This is a genomic window from Desulfonatronum lacustre DSM 10312, from assembly GCF_000519265.1.
GTDB classification, from domain to species: domain Bacteria; phylum Desulfobacterota; class Desulfovibrionia; order Desulfovibrionales; family Desulfonatronaceae; genus Desulfonatronum; species Desulfonatronum lacustre.
The window spans coordinates 3,171,029-3,188,160 of sequence record NZ_KI912608.1 but is presented as its reverse complement, the minus strand read 5'-3'; the positions used below and the strand labels follow the sequence as shown (position 1 = coordinate 3,188,160).

Here is a 17,132-nt window from a genome sequence, read left to right as displayed (position 1 = left end):
GGATGGGACGCGATAACCGCCTACATCGCGTCATCAAACTCGTCCCGATACCGCGCCGTGCCGCCTTTTTCAGGCAGGGTGCCCGGGTCCAGCACCGCGACCATGAACGCCGCATCCGGCACCCCTTCCCATTGGCTGACAAGGCGATACGTGGATGCCGACTCGAAGCCGAAGCGCGGGTAAAACTCCGGGTGGCCCAGGACGATGACGAACGGGCAGCCGGACAGACGCAGGTGGTCCAGCCCGTGCCGGACCAGCCGGGAACCGATGCCTTTGCGCTGATGGGAGGGCAGCACCGCCATGGGCGCCAGCCCCATCCCCGTCGCGTCGGAGCCGTCCACCGTGACCGGGGTGAACAGGATGTGGCCGACCACGGCACCGTCCTCCACGGCCACAAAAGCGAGATATTCCATGCAGGAACTCCGGAGCGCGTCCACCAAACCCGCCTCCGGGCCGTTCTCAAAGGCTGCCAAGTTGAGGAGATGGACTGCGTCCTGGTCCTGGGGTTCTTCGGGTCGAATTTCAAACATACAAGAGTCCTCTTTTAGATGGACACGATTGGCCGGATAAGGATTTCAGGTACTCACATCACTTGTCATCATGCTTTGCTACCGCATCCTTATGCTCGGGCGAAGCATCCCACAGTTCCTCAATCACGGCCAGGGAACGCACGGAATCAATGACGTATTTTCTTCGGGCCGGGTGGCTGTCGAATACTTCTTGTTGCCGACCCTCCATCGCGGCGTTGTATTTTGCCTCGATGAGCGTTCCGTCCTGGGTGATGAAGTCGATTTCCACGTCCTGGCCCTTGTAGTAGAATACGGGCTGGTACTTGCGAATTCGCAGGTAGATGTAGTTCTCGAAATAGCTTCCCAGATCGCGGTTGCCGATGAACAGGTGCTTCACCCCCAGGTCGCAGGTGTAGATTTTTTTGGGCGAAAGGATACGTTCATTGGTCGTGCCCCAGCGCGGCACGAGATGCACAAGGTAGGTTTCTTCGAAATATCCCAGGTATCGGCGCGCGGTGTCCGGGGAGATTTTCAGTATTTTGGAAATCTTGTTCACGCTGATCTGCTTTCCGCCGCGTTCCATCAAGAGCGTGAAGAAATCCCGAAGAACCTGCTGGTCCTTGAGGCCGTGGAAGGCGACGATGTCCTTTTGGATGATATCGTCCACCAGACCCATTAAATACTCCCGTCCGCCGCCCAGCACATGCTCCGGCAGCCCTCCCTCACGCATGTAGTCCATAAAATACCGGTCGAGAAGTCGGCTGTCCCGGCGGGGCAGATCAATGTCCTTGAACGCCAGGTACTCCGGAAAGCTCAGTGGCTGGACCTCGAACGTCGCGGAACGCCCGGTGAGATAAGCCTTCTGATCCCGCAACAGCGAGGCCGAGGATGCGCCGGCGAGGATGGTGACCCGCTCCCGGTCCAGGAGATTTTTGAGCTGTCGTTGAAAGTCCTCCTGGGAGGTAATTTCATCGAGTATAAGGACGACCGGGCGGTCCACGCTGAGTTTGTGCAGGCTTCTGTACAAGGAAACGACGTCAAGCAGGGAATGGCCCCGAAGCAGGTAATCATCAAGGCTGACGTAGAAGATGTCCCTGGGCGCGGTGTTCGCGGCGATCAGGCGCTCAACGACAAGACGCATCAGCGTGGTTTTGCCGACCCGCCGCAAGCCGGAGAGAAAGAGGATGCGTTTATCCGACATCCTGGTCAGGATAGCCTCCACCTGGGCATCTCTGGGGCGAACCATGGACAGGTCATGGGCTTGCTCCCACCAGGGATTGTATTGATGCAGCAAATCGTCCATGACTAAGACCTATACGATGGCATCGTATAGAATGCAACAAATTCATGCGATGTGATCGTATGAATCGCTACATCGCATCATCGAACTCGTCCCGATACCGCGCCATGCCGCCCTCTTCGGCTTTCTTCTTTCAGTTGGATCCTGGGTTGTTCCTCAAGAGAGGGCATTGGATGTGCGGCGCGATGTCCATGCCACTCTCACAATTTCATATCCAATAATTCCTCGAAAGACTCGGGCGTCACATAGATCGCTTCATTGGCGTGAGGAAATTGATGATAGAATTCCTCCAGGGCATTGTCATGGCGTTGTTGCGGTTCACCGTACGTCACCTGAATTGGGGTAATGCCGGCTGGGGTATTGACCACGAAGTCCACTTCTCCCTTGCCTTTCCAGTAGCTGATCTCCGTAGTTTTGCGGCGCAGGGTCAGATAAACGAGGTTTTCAAAGTCCTTGCCCAGGTCCTGCCCGACCCTTGTGCTGATTGCCCGGCGGAGGCCGGTGTCGATGGCGTAGTATTTGCGGTTGTGTCGTACCCGTTTTGCTTCGGAATAGGCAAAGTAGGAACAGCTGAAAGTCAGATAGGCATCTTCACAGGCCTGCAGATAATGGCTGACGGTCTCAGGGCTCAATTGCAATGCGCCGGCAATGCGCCGCAGACTCAAAGCCGAGCCCACTGATTCCAGCACCATCTTGGCCACCGCTTGCAACGGGCGGCTGGACCTGGCCGAGACTCGTTCGCGAATGTCTTTTTCAACGATGTCCAAAAAATACTGCTGCAACAGTTTTTCCGGCTGGGGAAAACCCAGAACCGCGGGAAAGCCGCCCAAGCGGATGAATTGTTCCAGTTCGTCTGGTTTTCCCAAATTCTGAAACTCCGTAAAGTCAAAGGGGAACAGTTCGTGACGCAGATGGCGTCCGGTGAGGGAGCTGGCCAGTTCCCCGCCCAGCAACTGGCTGTTGGAGCCGGTCACCACAAAGCAGTGCCCGCTTTTAGTTTCAAGTTGGGTGTTCAGCCACTTTTGCCAGTTGGCCACATTCTGAATTTCATCCAGGAAGAATGTCAGTTGCTCACGAGCGCGGCCCGTTACCAACTGTATAATCTGTTCCAGCAAGGCGGAATCCAGATCATTCACCAGGCGCGGATCTTCGAAGTTGATAAACACCGCCCGCTCTTTTGGAATGCGGTTGGTTGTCATCAACTGGCGCAACAGAGTGGACTTGCCGCACCGGCGTACGCCCTGGATCACCGTCACGACTTCCGGCGTCAGCACACACTGTTCAACCAGGGTCCGCGGCACCATGTCGGCCGGCCGCCGCGACCAGTCTGACCAGTCGTCCAGGATATGTTGCAGGGTTTCGTTGTCGAGCATGTCTTGCCTTCTTTTTTGTCCAGCCTAATGGACAAACAGGGGTTTGTCCAGAAAGGTGGACAAAAGTCTCGTAACTACTCAGCTACATTCCGGCTTGTCTTGAAAAGTGCTGAGTAGTTGCTCTGGAGACCGGATTGACACGGAGAGGTTCCGTTCAGGCATATGCCCCTGTTTCAGGTGATTTGGGAGGTAGAGGAGAGAGAGGGATCCTTTCAAGGAAGCGGGCAACCTGCCAGCCCGTCGGACCGCCCCCCTTGCGCTTGATTTTTGGAACCACTCCTGGCTAGATCAGCCTTTCAACGAATTATGTTTTTCGGATTCAGCCCTTTCAACAGCCCTTACAGGAGTCAGCGCCATGCATCTTGGAAAACAGATCAGACTGGAACGAATTCTGAATCGTGATACCCGGCGGGCCATCATCGTGCCGTTGGATCACGGCGTGACCGTGGGGCCGTTGTCGGGCCTGACCGACATGCGCCGGACCCTGAGCCAGATCGCCGGGGGCGGGGCCAACGCCGTGGTCATGCATAAGGGTTTGGTGCGTTGCGGACATCGGGGCAGCGGCCCGGATATCGGGCTGATCATTCATCTCTCGGCCAGCACGTCCCTGTCTCCCTTTCCCAACGCCAAGACCCTGGTGGCCTCGGTGGAGGAAGCCCTGCGTCTGGGCGCGGACGGGGTTTCCGTGCACGTCAACCTGGGCGACGAGAACGAGCGGGAAATGCTGGAGGACATGGGTCGGGTCAGCGCCACGGCGGCCTCTTGGGGCATGCCCATGTTGGCCATGATGTATGCCAGGGGGCCGAAGGTTTCCAACGAGTACGACCCGGACGTGGTGGCCCATTGCGCCAGGGTGGGCGTGGAGTTGGGCGCGGATCTGGTCAAGGTGCCGTATACCGGGGACATGGACAGCTTTCAGCGGGTGGTCGAGGCCTGCTGCGTGCCGGTGGTCATTGCCGGCGGCCCGAAGGTGGACAGCGTCCGGGACGTGCTGCGGATGGTCTCCGACTCCATCAGCGCCGGGGGCGCGGGGTTGTCCATGGGCCGAAACATCTTCCAGGCTGAGAATCCGCTGGCCCTGCTCAAGGCCATGCACGGCATCGTCCACGACGATCTGAGCGTGGATCAAGCCATGGAGGTGCTGGCGCGTGACGGCTGATCGCCCGAATTCCGAATTTGAAGCCGAGCCGCTCCGCCCGGACCTCCCAGCCGCGGCGTCCGCCGGCAAGCCCGGGGGCCGAATGCGCAAGGTTTTCCTGTTTTTGTCGATTCTCCTGCTGGTCGTCGTCGGCGCGGCGGCCTGGGATGCGTATCGATTCTTGCATGTTCCGCCGGAGCAGCCGGGGGAAACCCGCCTCGTGGACATCGCTCCGGGCATGTCCATGGCCCGGATCAGCCTGCTCCTGGAGCGGGAAAACATCATTTCCAACGGGCCGAGGTTTCAGCTCTACGCCCGGCTTTTGGGCCTGAGCGCTTCGGTTCAGGCGGGCGAATTCGCCCTGAACACCGGCTGGACGCCCCGCCAGATCCTGGACGCCCTGACCACCGGCCGGGTCCATCTGCACCGGTTGCGGATCCCCGAGGGCCTGACATGGTGGCAGACCGGACGGATCGTGGAGGAATCCGGGCTGGCCAGTTTCGAGAGTTTCGCCAAGGCCGCGGCGGACCCGGAGTTGCTGCGCCGGTTCGACATCCCCGCGGACCACGCCGAAGGCTTCCTGTTTCCGGAAACCTATCATCTCCCCCGGCCCCGAAACCAGGACGCCCGGCCCATCGTGGAAATGATGCTGGAAATGTTCCGGCGGGCCACGGATCAACACCTCTGGCCGAAGGGCCGTCCTGCTCCGGAAACGGTGCGGGACCTGGTCATTCTGGCTTCATTGGTGGAAAAGGAAACCGGCTTGGCCGAAGAGCGTGAACGGGTGGCCGGGGTTTTCGCCAACCGCCTGCGCATCGGCATGCGTCTGCAGTGCGATCCCACGACCATCTACGGCCTGGGGCCGGACTTTTCCGGGCCGCTGTTCAGAAGGCACCTGGACGATCCGGGCAATCCCTACAACACCTACATGCACGCGGGCCTGCCGCCCGGGCCCATCGCCTCTCCCGGGCTGGCCTCGCTCCGGGCCGCGCTCCAGCCCGAGGAACACAACCTGTTCTACTTCGTTTCCAACAACGACGGCTCGCACACCTTCAGCCGTACCCTGGAGGAGCACAACCGGGCCGTGCGGCAGTTTCGCCGCAGCCAGGGCAGGTAGGCGTCACGACGCAAAAAAAGCCGGGCCTGTTGCGAGGCCCGGCTTTTTTTACGCTCAACGATGCTTGTCGATGTTCAGAAATAGGACGGCTGGCTCTCGCCCGAACCACCGCTCTGCTTTTCGGCCTTTTTCAGGGCCTGTTCCACCTTGCTCTTCAACTCGGTCAGGTCAACGGACTTGACCACGTAGAAATCCGCGGCAATGGATTTCAGGTCGTGCTGGAAGCTGTCGTAGGCCGTGCAGAGAATGACCGGAATGGATTGATCCTGGCCGCGGATCTCCTGGAGCAGATCCAGCCCGGAACGATTGCCCTCCAGCTTGATGTCCAGGACCACCACCTGGGGCTTTTCCCTGGACAGCACCTCCAGAATGTTCTCCGAGCCGTCCGACGTGACGACGTCGTAATCCTCCAGTTGCAGCTCTTCCTGATACAACAACCGGATGTGGTGCTCATCGTCAACGACGAGAATCTTTCCTTTGGCCATAATGCCCTCCTTGGGATGGGACGCATCCAGCTTTCACGACTTCAGCGATGCAATGCGACGGGGTTGCGGTACGTTCAATGTGTTCTCAATAAGATCATGCTTCGGCCCGGCGGTGCTTGCATTCGAAATTGACGACCGGAGGGGCGGTGCCGGGCGGGAAGAAGACAACGTCCGATCAGTCCGGAAACTACCATAAAAACCTGGTGAACATACACGGAACGGTCACGACACTCAACTGTGGATGTTTGACCGCGGGACAATTTTATTCTGATCGACATTTTGGGCTCAAAATCAAAAGTCTTCCGGCTTGTCGTCACGACGATGCGGTTGAGTTTACGTAGGTTCACGGATAGACAAAGACGAACTTTTTGTCGAGGTGAGAATATGATTCATGTCCGATTGGAACCTCAGGGCCGGGAAATCCGGCTTCCCAAGGCCTGCACGGCGCTGCGGCTGCTGCGTGAACTGGGGCTGGGCGTCAACTCCGCGTTGATCATCCGCGACGGCGAACTGCTCACGCCGGATCGCCGCCTGAACATTGGCGACGAAATCGTCGTCCGGACCGTCACTTCCCGAGGATGACCCCATGAAATGTCGCAAATGCAAAGCCCTGGCGGCCGTGGCCCTGCCCAGCCACAATACCGCGTTCTGTCCCGATTGCTATCCGGATTTCGTCCGCTCCCAGGTGGAGCGGGCCGTACACCGCCACAAGATGATCGCTCCGGGCGACCGGGTGCTGGTGGCGGTCAGCGGGGGCAAGGACTCCCTGGCCCTGACCCTGCTGCTCCACGAACTCGGCCACGACGTGCACGGCCTGCACGTGGATCTGGACATTCCGGGCTCCTCCACGGACGCCCGGGCGGCCTGCGAAGGCTTTTTCGCCAAGCTGGGTCTGCCGTTGACGGTCATCGAGCTGCGCCGGGAGGGGCTGGCCATTCCCCTGGTCAAATCCCGGATCAAGCGTCCCATCTGTTCGGTCTGCGGCAAGCTCAAACGCTACTACTTCAACAAGTTCGCCCTGGAAAACGGCTATTCCGTGCTGGCCACGGGTCATAACCTGGACGACGAGGTCAGCCGCCTATTCGCCAACACCGTACGTTGGGACGCGTCCTATCTCAGCGACCAGGGACCGGTCCTGCAGGCCGCGGACGGCTTTGCCCGCAAGATCAAGCCCATGTACCGGCTGACCGAGTTCGAAATCGCCAATTTCAGCTTCCTGCGCGGCATCGACCACGTCATCGCCGGGTGCCCCTACAGCGGCAAGGCCAGCTTCCCGATCTACAAGGGTCTCTGGTCCGGCCTGGAGGAGCGCATGCCCGGGGCCAAGGTTCAGTTCTACGAGAACTTCCTGCGCGACGGTCGCCCGGTGTTCGCCGCGTGGGCCGAACAAGGGGATGATCCGCTCTCGCCCTGCACCGCTTGCGGCTATCCCACCTCGGCCGAGGTCTGCGGCGTGTGCCGGATCAAGGCCATGGTTGCCGCCGAATCTGACACGTCGGGTACCTGAGCGGAACGCCATGCACGCTTCGGCCCTACCCGCCCTCCTGGCCCGAATCCGCTTGCCGGACATGGCCCTGGTCCGGCAACGGCTGGAGAACGAAACCCTGGGCGGCGTCCCCCGTGCCATGGCCGAAGAGGCCGTGCGTATCAGCCTGGAACAGCGTGTCCGGCCCGGACAGAGCGTGGCCATTGCCGTGGGCAGCCGGGGCATCGACCGCTTGGCCCAGGTGACCCGGAGCCTGTGCGATCTGTTTCGCGGCCTGGGGACACGGCCGTTCATCGTTTCTGCCATGGGCAGCCACGGCGGGGCCACGCCCGAGGGGCAGACTCGCGTCCTGGCCGACCTGGGAATCACGGAACAGGCCATGGGCGCGCCGTTGCGCATCGGCCTGGGAACGGTCCACCTGGGCACGATCAGCCCGGGCATGCCCGTATTGGTGGACGCCCTGGCCGCCGAGGCGGACCACCTGGTGGTCGTGAACCGGATCAAGCCCCACACCAAGTTCAAGGCCCCGGTGGAGAGCGGGTTGATGAAGATGCTGGCCGTGGGCCTGGGCAATGATGAGGGCGCCCGGTTGCTGCACGGCCTGGCCCCGGCCCACGGAATGTTCGCGCTGATTGATGCCGCGGCCAGGGTGATCCTGGAGCGCGGCAATCTGCTCTGCGGGGTGGGACTGGTGGAGAACGGCCTGGGCCGGCTGCATACCCTGCGCCTGCTGCCGCCAGGCGAGATTCCGGAGCAAGAGCCGCGGCTGTTGACCCTGGCCAAGCGTCTGGCCCCCAAGCTGCCCTTTGACGAACTGGACGTGCTCGTGGTGGACGAAATCGGCAAGGACATCAGCGGCACGGGCATGGACACCAACGTCACCGGCCGCAACCGGGACATCCTGGGCGACTTCACCACCACGCCGCGCATCAAGCGTATTTTCGTGCGGGATCTGAGCCCCGGCACCGCGGGCAACGCCCTGGGCATCGGGTTCGCGGACGTGACAACGGACCGGGTGGCCCGGGCCATGGATTCCGGGAAGACCGTGATCAACGCCTTGACCGGCCTGAGCCCGGAAAAGGCCGCTCTGCCCCTGCACCTGCCCACGGACCGCCTGGCCCTGGCCGCGACCATCCACACCCTGGGGGAGATATCCTCGGAAAAGCTGCGCATGGTCCGCATCCGGAACACCAAGCACCTGGAACGCCTGCTCGTCTCCCCGGCCCTGCTCGACGACCCACCAGCCGACCTGGAAATTCTGCGCTCCCCCCTGCCCATGGACTTCATCGGGGACGACCTCGCCCCGTTTCCCAAGCCGAACGGATAAGAGACCATTCCGGGACGTTCTCCGAAAGAGTAATGGCCGTTTTGAAATGCATGCTCCCGAAGTGTCATGACGGTTCGAGGGCTCCAAATCTTGATTTTTTGGTTGCTTTTTCCAGCAAGTCGTTGGTAAGCAAAAGCAGCAGATTTTGGCGACCTCCGAAGGTCCTGGACCGCATTCAACCATGGCGGCGTTCAGCCGCCAATCTTTGCAATCAAGGAGAATAATATGAAGCTGAGCAGAATTTTCATTCTGCTGTCCGCCGGATTTTGTTTCCTGGCGGTGGCCGCCCTAATTCTGAGTATCAACAGGATCATGGAACGGGAAATTACGACTCAGTACGAACAAAAGGCGGACATGCTCCTGTTCAGCATGAAGGCCGTGCGCAGCCATCTCGGCTCCGTTGTCCGTCCCGAGGCCACGCGCATTCTCGGTCCCGAGGATTTCGTGGTGGAATTGCAGTCCACCTCCTACGCCGCCAACCGGGTCTTCGAGGTCATTCCCACGGATCACAAGTATGAAATCCAGTTCCGGACCCCATCCACCAAGCCCATGAATCCCAAGAACAAGGCCACTTCGGTGGAGACCGAACTGATCGAACTCCTGGACCGGATGCACCTTGCCGGAGAGAAGGAGCTGGAATGGCGCGGCGTCCGGCAGGTAAACGGTGTGGACCACTTCATCATCGCCCAGGGAGCGGTCAACGCTGCAAGCTGCATCCCGTGCCACGCCGCGCCGGAAGACGCCCCCCTGTCCATGCAGCAGCGCTACACCTTCGACTATCCGGCCAGGCTGGAAAACCGCGTGGAAACCGCGGAAATCGTCTTCATCCCCATGTCCTCCATCTATGCCACCATCGCCGCCGCCAACAAAGTCTTTCTGCCCCTTGGCGCGGCGGGGCTCCTGGCCATCGTGGTCGCTGTATACCTGCTCTTCGCCCGGCTGATCAGCAATCCACTGGGCCGTTTGCAGACGTATTCCCTGGCCGTGGAACAGGGCGACCTGGACAAGGAAATCAGAGGAACCTTCCGCGGAGAGCTGGCCTCGCTCAAACAGTCCGTCCAGGGCATGGTGGGTAAGCTCAAGGAAAAAATCCTCGAAGCCGAAGACAAGTCACGGGAAGCCGAAACCGAGTCGCGGCGGGCCATGGAAGCGGCTCAGGAGGCCTTTGAGGCCAAGCAAAGGGCGGAACAGGCCAAGGACGAAGGCATCCAGCACGCTGCGTCCAGCGTGGAGACCATCGTGGACCGGCTGAATGAATCATTGCACGAACTCTCCACCCAGGTCCGGCATTCCGCCCAGAGCGCGCAGGGCCAGAACGAACGGGTTTCAGAGAGTTCCACGGCCATGGAGGAAATGAACGCCACGGTCCTGGAGGTGTCCAGAAACGCATCCAACGTCGCCGGCCGGGCCGATGAATCCCACAAACAGGCCCAGCAGGGCTCGGAGATCGTCCAGAAAGCCGTCGAGGCCATCGTCAAGGTCCAGCGTCAGGCCGAATCGCTGCGCGACAACCTGGGTGGACTCGGCAAGGAGGCGGAAGGCATCAGCAACATCATGAACGTGATTGAGGACATCGCGGACCAGACCAACCTGCTGGCCCTGAACGCGGCCATCGAGGCGGCCCGGGCCGGAGACGCCGGACGGGGCTTCGCCGTGGTCGCGGACGAGGTCCGGAAGCTGGCGGAAAAAACCATGCACGCCACCAAGGAAGTCGGCCAAGCCATCGCCTCCATTCAACACGGCACGAAAACCAACATCCAGGCCATGGAAAACGCCGTGGCCGTGGTTCACGAGGCCACGGAACTAGCCAAGAAGTCCGGCCAGGCCCTGGAGCAGATCGTCACCCTGGTCAGCGCCGCCGCCACGGACGTCCACTCCATCGCCACGGCCACGGAAGAGCAATCCGCTGCCAGCGATCAGATCAAGGTCAGCCTGGAGGACATCAGTCGCCTGTCCTCGGAGACCACCGAAGCCATGAACCGCTCCGACCAAGCCATCCGGGAACTGCTGGACCAGGTCCGGATGCTGCACAACCTGGTCAAGGAAATGAAGGAAGAACGCTAAAGACAACCAAGGATGGCCGCGACTTTTGCGGCGTCCTCGACGGACGCATCAAAAAAGGCCCGGCCTCCGCGAAAAACGCGGAGGTCGGGCCTTACGGTTTCCAAAGCAAAGCAATCTGCAACAGCTACATGAACGCCTCGCAGCTGCCGGGCAGGGGGAAGCCGCTGTGGAGGCAGATGGACTCGCGGGAGGCTTCCCGGATGTCGTAGGCGACCATTTCCGTGACCATCTGCGCAAAGCTGATCTCCGGGGTCCAGCCCAGTTTTTCCCGGGATTTGGTCGGATCGCCCAGCAGGCTTTCCACTTCCGTGGGCCGGAAGTAGCGGGGGTCCACGGACACCAGGACATCGCCCTCGGCAAAGGCGACCTGTTTGCCGATGCGTTCCAGGCAGGCTTGAATCACCGGGGAGGGCTCGTATTTGGCGACGATGCCCTTTTCGTTCAGACCCTCGCCTTCCCAGCGCAGCTCAATGCCCACTTCCCGGAAGGCCAGTTGGCAGAACTCCCGCACCGAATGCTGCTCGCCAGTGGCGATGACGAAGTCTTCGGGCTGGTCCTGCTGAAGGATCAGCCACTGGGCGCGGACGAAGTCCTTGGCATGGCCCCAGTCCCGCAACGCGCCGAGGTTGCCGAGAAACAGGTCCTTTTCCAGGCCCAGGGCGATCCGGGCCGCGGCCCGGGTGATCTTGCGGGTGACGAAGGTTTCGCCGCGCACCGGGGATTCGTGGTTGAAGAGGATCCCGTTGCAGCCGAAAATGTTGTAGGCCTCGCGGTAGTTCACCGTGATCCAGAAAGCGTAGAGCTTGGCCACGGCGTAGGGTGATCGAGGATAGAACGGGGTGGTCTCGCGCTGGGGCACTTCCTGGACCTTGCCGTAAAGTTCCGAGGTGGAGGCCTGGTAGAACCGGGTCTTGTCCGTCAGGCCCAGGAGCCGGATCGCCTCCAGCATCCGCAGGGTGCCCAGGGCGTCGGCGTTGGCCGTGTATTCCGGGCTTTCGAAGGAGACCTTGACGTGACTCTGGGCCGCCAGATTGTAAACCTCGTCCGGCTGGACCTCCTGAATGATCCGGGTCAGGTTGGTGGCGTCGGTCAGGTCTCCGTAATGCATAAGAAACCGGACGTTCTCCTCGTGAGGGTCGCGGTAGAGGTGGTCCACCCGCTGGGTGTTGAACAGCGAGGAGCGGCGTTTGATGCCATGGACCTCGTAGCCCTTTTCCAGCAGGAATTCCGCCAGATAGGCCCCGTCTTGACCGGTTATGCCGGTGATCAGTGCTTTTTTCATCGTGCTGTGTTCTCCTTATCGTGATGTCGCCCGAGGACTTGGATGAATCGGGACGGCTTTCCGGTCCATAGCGGATTGAGGATTGCAGGGCAACTTTGAATGGTTTAGGGAATCCGGAGACGTGTATCCGCCGCCCGCGCCGCATTTTCATCGACCGACCTTCAACCCCGCCCCCTCCATGCCTGAAATCCACGCCCAACGCCGCGACAAGCTGCGTGAAAAGCTCAAGACTGCCGGACTCCCGGCCCTGCTGGTTTCCAGCCCGGCCAACCGGTTCTACCTCAGCGGCTTCGAACTCCACGACCCGCAATGCAACGAAAGCGCGGGCATGCTGGTGATCGCCGCCAGCGGCGAGGATTGGCTGCTCACGGACCCGCGCTATGAAATCGTCGCCAACAAGGTCTGGCCCAAGGAACGGTTGTTCATCTACACCAGCCCCAAAATCAAGCAGATCCGTGAATTCCTGGCCGGTCTGGGCCACCGGCCCCTGGGGTTCGAGGCCAGGGCCCTGAGCGTTGATCTTCACGGGGAGTTGGCCGAAGAAGTGACCTTCATCCCGACCACGAACATGGTGGAGCCCTTGCGGCAGATCAAGGACGCCGGGGAAATCGCCCTGCTGGAAGCGTCGTGTCGACTCAACCATGAAGTCTTCGCCCTGGTTCCCGACCTGCTGCGTCCAGGACGCACGGAACGGGAAATCGCCTGGGACATGGAAAAACTGTTCCGGGAGCGCGGGGCCGGTGAACTGGCCTTTCCGACCATCGTGGGCGTGGACGCCAACGCGGCTCAACCCCACGCCGTGCCCAACGACACCCCGGTCCGGGACGGCTGCCTGGTGCTGGTGGACGCCGGGGCTCGGCTGGGGAATTACTGCTCGGACCAGACCCGGACCTTCTGGGTGGGGGAGCGGCCCTCGGACGCCTTCAAACGAACCATGAACCTGGTCCGCGAGGCCCAGGACCGGGCCATCGCCGCCATCCGTCCAGGCGTACCGGTGTGCAACGTCTATCAACTGGTCAAGGATTTCTTTCGGGACCACTTCGTGGATGAGCGCTTCAACCATGGCCTGGGCCACGGCATCGGCCTGGAAACCCACGAAGGCCCAAGCCTGAGCCCCCACGACACCAAGACCATCCTGGCCCCGGGCATGGTGGTCACCGTGGAACCCGGCCTGTACTACCCGGACTGGGGCGGCATCCGCTGGGAGTACATGATCCTGGTCACCGAGGACGGATGCCGGGTTTTGTAGCACTCCATGAGGCGCCATGGAGTTCAAAGCGCATCCCATGGGGCGCCGGCGCCAATCGAAATCGTAATCGAAATCGATTTCCGGTAACTTTTCGATTTCGATCACGATTTCGATAGCGATTTCGACACCGATCCAGAGTGCCTGCGGCTCGTGTTTATCGGTAAACCATAAACCATATTCCCACGAATACCCCATGACCCGACACCATCCGCGTTTCCCATTTCTCCTTTTCGGCCGACGATTGCTTCCGCTCATTCTGATCCCCGTGCTCCTGTCCGCCTGCCTGGCCGGAGGGGCGGATTCGGACGAAAACCTTGACGTCAAGGTCGGGCAGATGCTGCTGATCGGCTTTCGCGGCCTGGAGGTGGATGAAAACAGCCCCATTGTCCGGGACATCCGGGCCGGGCGCGTAGGCGGAGTGATCATCTTTGACTACGATGTGGCCCTGCGCAGCCCGGTGCGCAACGTGGCCTCGCCGGAGCAGCTCGAAAAACTGGTGGCGGATTTGCACGCCGCAAGCCCCGGAACGCCCCTGTTCGTGGCCATTGACCAGGAAGGCGGGCGGGTCAACCGGCTCAAGGAGCGGTACGGCTTTCCGCCCACGGTCTCCCAGGGTTGGTTGGGCGAGCAAAACGACCCGCGTCTGACGGCCGAATACGCCGGACGGACCGCGAAGACGCTGTCCGGGCTGGGCATCAACGTCAACCTGGCTCCGGTGGTGGATATAAACGTGAATCCGGACAATCCGGTGATCGGCAAGCTGGAACGCAGCTTTTCCGCGGACCCGCATACGGTGGCGGTTCACGCCGCCGCGGTGATCGCCGCCCATCAGACCGAAGGCGTGCTCACGGCCCTGAAGCACTTTCCGGGCCACGGCAGCTCCACCACGGACTCGCACCTGGGCTTCACCGACGTGACCCGGACCTGGTCCGAGAAGGAACTGGAGCCGTACCGGGAAATCCTGCGCACCACCGGAGCGGACATGATCATGACCGCCCATGTGTTCAACGCCCACCTCGACCCGGACTGGCCCGCGACCCTCTGCCCGCCCACCATGCAGGGTCTGCTCCGCGACCAGATGGGCTATCAGGGCGTGATCATTTCCGACGACATGCAGATGCAGGCCATCACCGACCACTACGACCTGGAAACCGCCCTGGAACAGACCATTCGGGCCGGGGCGGACATGATCATTTTCGGCAACAACCTGGTCTACGACGAAAACATCGCCCAAAAGGCCGGCGAGATCATCCTGAACCTGGTCCGGGAAGGCCGGGTGCCGGAGTGGCGCATCCACCAGTCCTACACCCGGATCATGCATCTCAAATCGCGCCTCGCGGCCAGGGGAAAGATGGAGTGCAGGCTCTGCGACGCCTATTGAGCCCGGTCGCGCAACCTTTTGCCCCCACGCCCGTGGATTGACCATCAGCACGCAAAAAAACCATGAGAATCAACGTCGGCATCTCCGAGATGCGCGTGACCAAACAACCTGGAGTGATTCTCGTCACGCACTCCCTGGGCTCCTGCATGGGGCTGGCGGCTTACGACCCGGTCTTCAAGGTCGCCGGGCTGATTCACTGCCTGCTGCCGAAACCCTCGGGAAGTAAAAATGCCAAGAAAAATCCGGCAATGTGCGTCAGCACCGGGGTTCCGGCCATGATCCGGGAGATGTATACCATGGGTGCCCAGCGCCAGAATCTGGTCCTGAAGGCCGCCGGATGCAGCCGGATGATGAACGTGCTCAACCAGTTCAACACCGGGCTGCGCAACCAGGAGACCTTGCTGGCCCTGCTGGAGCACAACGGATTGAAGCTCGCGGCCGGTGAAATGGGCGGGAGCGTCCCCAGGACCATGTATCTGCTTGCGGATACCGGTCGGGTCCTGATCCGGTCCAAACGCGAGGAACGCGAACTATGATCAAGCGCAAGATCATTCTCTCTCAAATCACCCGGGTACCGGTGCTTTCCAGTGCCGTACAGGAAGGCATGCGCCTGCTGCGCGACCCCCAGGTGGACATGGGCAACCTGGCCAAGGTCTTGCAGCATGATCCAGGGATTACCGCCAACATCCTACGGCTGGCCAACACCCCGTATTTCGGCTCCATGAGCCGGGTGAACAATCTTCGCGACGCCGTGGTCCGCCTCGGCGCGAAACGGGTTTCCCAGCTCCTGCTCACCGTGGCCGTCACTCCCAGGATCAGCGGGGAATTGGAAGGTTACGATCAAGCTCCCTGCACCCTTCTGGAACAATCCCTGGCCATTGCCGTGGCCTCGGAACTCACCGCCGCCGAATTGGGCATCGACGCTCCGTCGCACACCTTCACCGCCGGACTTTTGGCCAACATCGGCAAGATCGTGCTGAGTCAGTTTTTGGACAACGAATACGAGCAGGTCAACGCACTGGTGGAGCGCGAAAACGTCTCCTTCGAGGAAGCCGAACGCCGCGTTCTGGGAGCGGACCACGCGGAAATCGGGGCCGAACTGCTGGCCTCCTGGAACCTGCCCGAGGAGATCGTGCGCGTTGTCCGCCATTTTCGAAACCCCGAATCCTGCGCTGAGCGGGACGTTGCGCTGGATCTCGTCCACATTGGTTCCGCGGCCGCCGCCATGACCGGCATCGGCCAGGGGCTGGACGGCATGCAGTATCCCGTTTCCGAAGCCGTGGTTGAACGCCTGGGGTTGACGGAGGAGCAGGTCCAGGAGGTGATGGTCAAACTCCTGGAGCACGTTGCCAAACTCAAGGAAGTTTTGCCGAAGTGCGAGAAGGAGATTTGATTTCCCGTCGCCGCTTTCTGGGCGGAGCCGTGACCGTTGCCGCTTCCCTGCCTTTCTCCGCCATGGCCGGGGGCCGGTCCGGAGAAACGCCTTGGAGCGGCTTGACCGTCGGCCTGGCCCTCGGCTCCGGCGGGGCCAACGGCCTGGCCCATATTCCCATGCTCGAAGTCTTCGACGACTTGGGCGTCGTCCCCAAGATGATCGCCGGGACCAGCATCGGAGCCGTGATCGGGGCCCTTTACGCCTCCGGCCTTTCCGGAGAGGACCTGCGTCGGCTGGCCTTGGACTTCGCCTCCGAGGACAGACACATCATGAGTACCCTGATCCGGGGCAGCGCGGGGTTGAGCCTGTTGGACCTGATCCGCCCCGATCTGGACAACGGAGGGCTGTTGGACAGTCAGGGGTTTCTCGATTTTCTGCGCGAAAAGGTCCGCGTTTCCACCTTCGAGGAGCTGGCCATCCCCCTGATGGTCGTGGCGGCGGACTACTGGAAGCGGGAACAGGTTGTCCTGGGCCAGGGGCCGCTGATCCCGGCGATCAAGGCCAGCATGGCCGTTCCCGGCCTGTTCGCCCCAGTGGAGCTGGATGGACGCCTGCTGGTGGACGGCGGCACGGTGAACCCGTTGCCCTTTGACCTGCTCCACGACCGGTGCGACCTGGTCGTGGCCGTGGACGTTTCCGGCGGGGCGGCGGGACCAACGGAACCGGCGGAACCGGCGGAACCGGCCGAGGACAAGCCCGACGCGCTGGACTCCCTGTTCAACACCTTTGAAATCATGCAGCGGGCCATCACCGCGGAAAAGCTGAAAAACCGTGCGCCTCACATCTTCGTTCGCCCGGAAACATCCGGGGTTCGTCTGCTGCACTTCCACAAGGCTGAGCAGATTTTCACGCAATCCGAACCTGCCGCCGAAGCACTGAGAGCCGCCCTGCGCGAGCACCTTTCAGGCGAACCGGGTTCGTGAGGGTGCCTGTTTTTTCAGTCAGGGGCCGCAGAAGCCGGATATCCCGACCGGATGACAAACACG

Annotated in this window: 16 protein-coding genes; 11 read left to right on the top strand and 5 right to left on the bottom strand. The window is 61.3% G+C overall.

The features are described 5' to 3' along the window. Positions 1 to 20 precede the first annotated feature (20 nt). The 3 genes from DESLA_RS0115030 to DESLA_RS0115020 form a co-directional block, all read right to left on the bottom strand. Positions 21 to 530, bottom strand: coding sequence for a GNAT family N-acetyltransferase (locus DESLA_RS0115030; RefSeq protein WP_028573097.1), 510 nt, complete (start codon positions 528 to 530; stop codon positions 21 to 23). 58 nt (positions 531 to 588) lie between these two features. Then, positions 589 to 1,812 (bottom strand): ATP-binding protein, encoded by a 1,224-nt coding sequence (locus DESLA_RS20810; protein WP_051434735.1) that lies wholly within the window; start codon positions 1,810 to 1,812, stop codon positions 589 to 591. Positions 1,813 to 2,009: 197 nt separating this feature from the next. Continuing rightward, positions 2,010 to 3,182 (bottom strand): ATP-binding protein, encoded by a 1,173-nt coding sequence (locus tag DESLA_RS0115020; RefSeq protein WP_028573096.1) that lies wholly within the window; start codon positions 3,180 to 3,182, stop codon positions 2,010 to 2,012. A gap of 355 nt (positions 3,183 to 3,537) precedes the next feature. Here DESLA_RS0115020 and DESLA_RS0115015 point away from each other — a divergent pair, with 355 nt between their 5' ends. Continuing rightward, positions 3,538 to 4,341 carry a 2-amino-3,7-dideoxy-D-threo-hept-6-ulosonate synthase gene (locus tag DESLA_RS0115015; RefSeq protein WP_028573095.1) on the top strand — a complete coding sequence of 268 codons (804 nt, stop codon included), beginning with the start codon at positions 3,538 to 3,540 and terminating at the stop codon, positions 4,339 to 4,341. After that, complete coding sequence (gene mltG, locus DESLA_RS0115010) at positions 4,331 to 5,437, top strand: endolytic transglycosylase MltG (RefSeq protein WP_245590075.1); 1,107 nt, start codon at positions 4,331 to 4,333, stop codon at positions 5,435 to 5,437. Before DESLA_RS0115015 ends, mltG begins: the two co-directional genes overlap by 11 nt. A 74-nt stretch (positions 5,438 to 5,511) precedes the next feature. Here the strand turns inward: mltG and DESLA_RS0115005 are convergent, their stop codons facing one another. Further along, positions 5,512 to 5,922 carry a response regulator gene (locus tag DESLA_RS0115005; RefSeq protein WP_028573093.1) on the bottom strand — a complete coding sequence of 137 codons (411 nt, stop codon included), beginning with the start codon at positions 5,920 to 5,922 and terminating at the stop codon, positions 5,512 to 5,514. Between the two features lie 384 nt (positions 5,923 to 6,306). Between DESLA_RS0115005 and DESLA_RS0115000 the strand changes: the two genes are divergently transcribed. From DESLA_RS0115000 to DESLA_RS0114985, 4 genes are all read left to right on the top strand, one after another. Next, positions 6,307 to 6,504, top strand: a complete 198-nt coding sequence (locus DESLA_RS0115000) for a hypothetical protein (protein ID WP_028573092.1) — start codon at positions 6,307 to 6,309, stop codon at positions 6,502 to 6,504. 4 nt (positions 6,505 to 6,508) lie between these two features. Beyond that, positions 6,509 to 7,429 (top strand): PP-loop family protein, encoded by a 921-nt coding sequence (locus DESLA_RS0114995; protein WP_028573091.1) that lies wholly within the window; start codon positions 6,509 to 6,511, stop codon positions 7,427 to 7,429. A gap of 10 nt (positions 7,430 to 7,439) precedes the next feature. Then, entirely contained in the window at positions 7,440 to 8,735 is a 1,296-nt protein-coding gene (locus tag DESLA_RS0114990; protein ID WP_028573090.1) for a nickel pincer cofactor-dependent isomerase, group 22, read from the top strand. Between the two features lie 225 nt (positions 8,736 to 8,960). Next, on the top strand, positions 8,961 to 10,799 hold the full coding sequence (locus tag DESLA_RS0114985) for a methyl-accepting chemotaxis protein (protein WP_028573089.1): 1,839 nt from the start codon (positions 8,961 to 8,963) through the stop codon (positions 10,797 to 10,799). 124 nt (positions 10,800 to 10,923) lie between these two features. Here DESLA_RS0114985 and gmd read toward each other — a convergent pair whose 3' ends face one another. Further along, positions 10,924 to 12,081 carry a GDP-mannose 4,6-dehydratase gene (gmd, locus tag DESLA_RS0114980; RefSeq protein ID WP_028573088.1) on the bottom strand — a complete coding sequence of 386 codons (1,158 nt, stop codon included), beginning with the start codon at positions 12,079 to 12,081 and terminating at the stop codon, positions 10,924 to 10,926. A 178-nt stretch (positions 12,082 to 12,259) separates the two neighbouring features. On the opposite strand from gmd, the gene DESLA_RS0114975 reads away from it, so the two are divergent. From DESLA_RS0114975 to DESLA_RS0114955, 5 genes are all read left to right on the top strand, one after another. Beyond that, on the top strand, positions 12,260 to 13,330 hold the full coding sequence (locus tag DESLA_RS0114975) for a M24 family metallopeptidase (protein WP_028573087.1): 1,071 nt from the start codon (positions 12,260 to 12,262) through the stop codon (positions 13,328 to 13,330). A 193-nt stretch (positions 13,331 to 13,523) separates the two neighbouring features. Beyond that, positions 13,524 to 14,711, top strand: coding sequence for a glycoside hydrolase family 3 protein (locus DESLA_RS20805; protein WP_051434734.1), 1,188 nt, complete (start codon positions 13,524 to 13,526; stop codon positions 14,709 to 14,711). Positions 14,712 to 14,773: 62 nt separating this feature from the next. Continuing rightward, positions 14,774 to 15,247, top strand: a complete 474-nt coding sequence (locus tag DESLA_RS0114965) for a chemotaxis protein CheD (protein WP_028573086.1) — start codon at positions 14,774 to 14,776, stop codon at positions 15,245 to 15,247. Further along, positions 15,244 to 16,104: an HDOD domain-containing protein gene (locus DESLA_RS0114960; protein ID WP_028573085.1), complete on the top strand. Its 861-nt coding sequence runs from the start codon at positions 15,244 to 15,246 to the stop codon at positions 16,102 to 16,104. The genes DESLA_RS0114965 and DESLA_RS0114960 overlap by 4 nt, the downstream gene beginning before the upstream one ends. After that, the gene (locus DESLA_RS0114955) at positions 16,086 to 17,069 is read left to right on the top strand and encodes a patatin-like phospholipase family protein (protein ID WP_211239064.1); all 984 of its coding nucleotides are present in this window, start codon (positions 16,086 to 16,088) and stop codon (positions 17,067 to 17,069) included. Before DESLA_RS0114960 ends, DESLA_RS0114955 begins: the two co-directional genes overlap by 19 nt. Positions 17,070 to 17,132 lie beyond the last annotated feature (63 nt).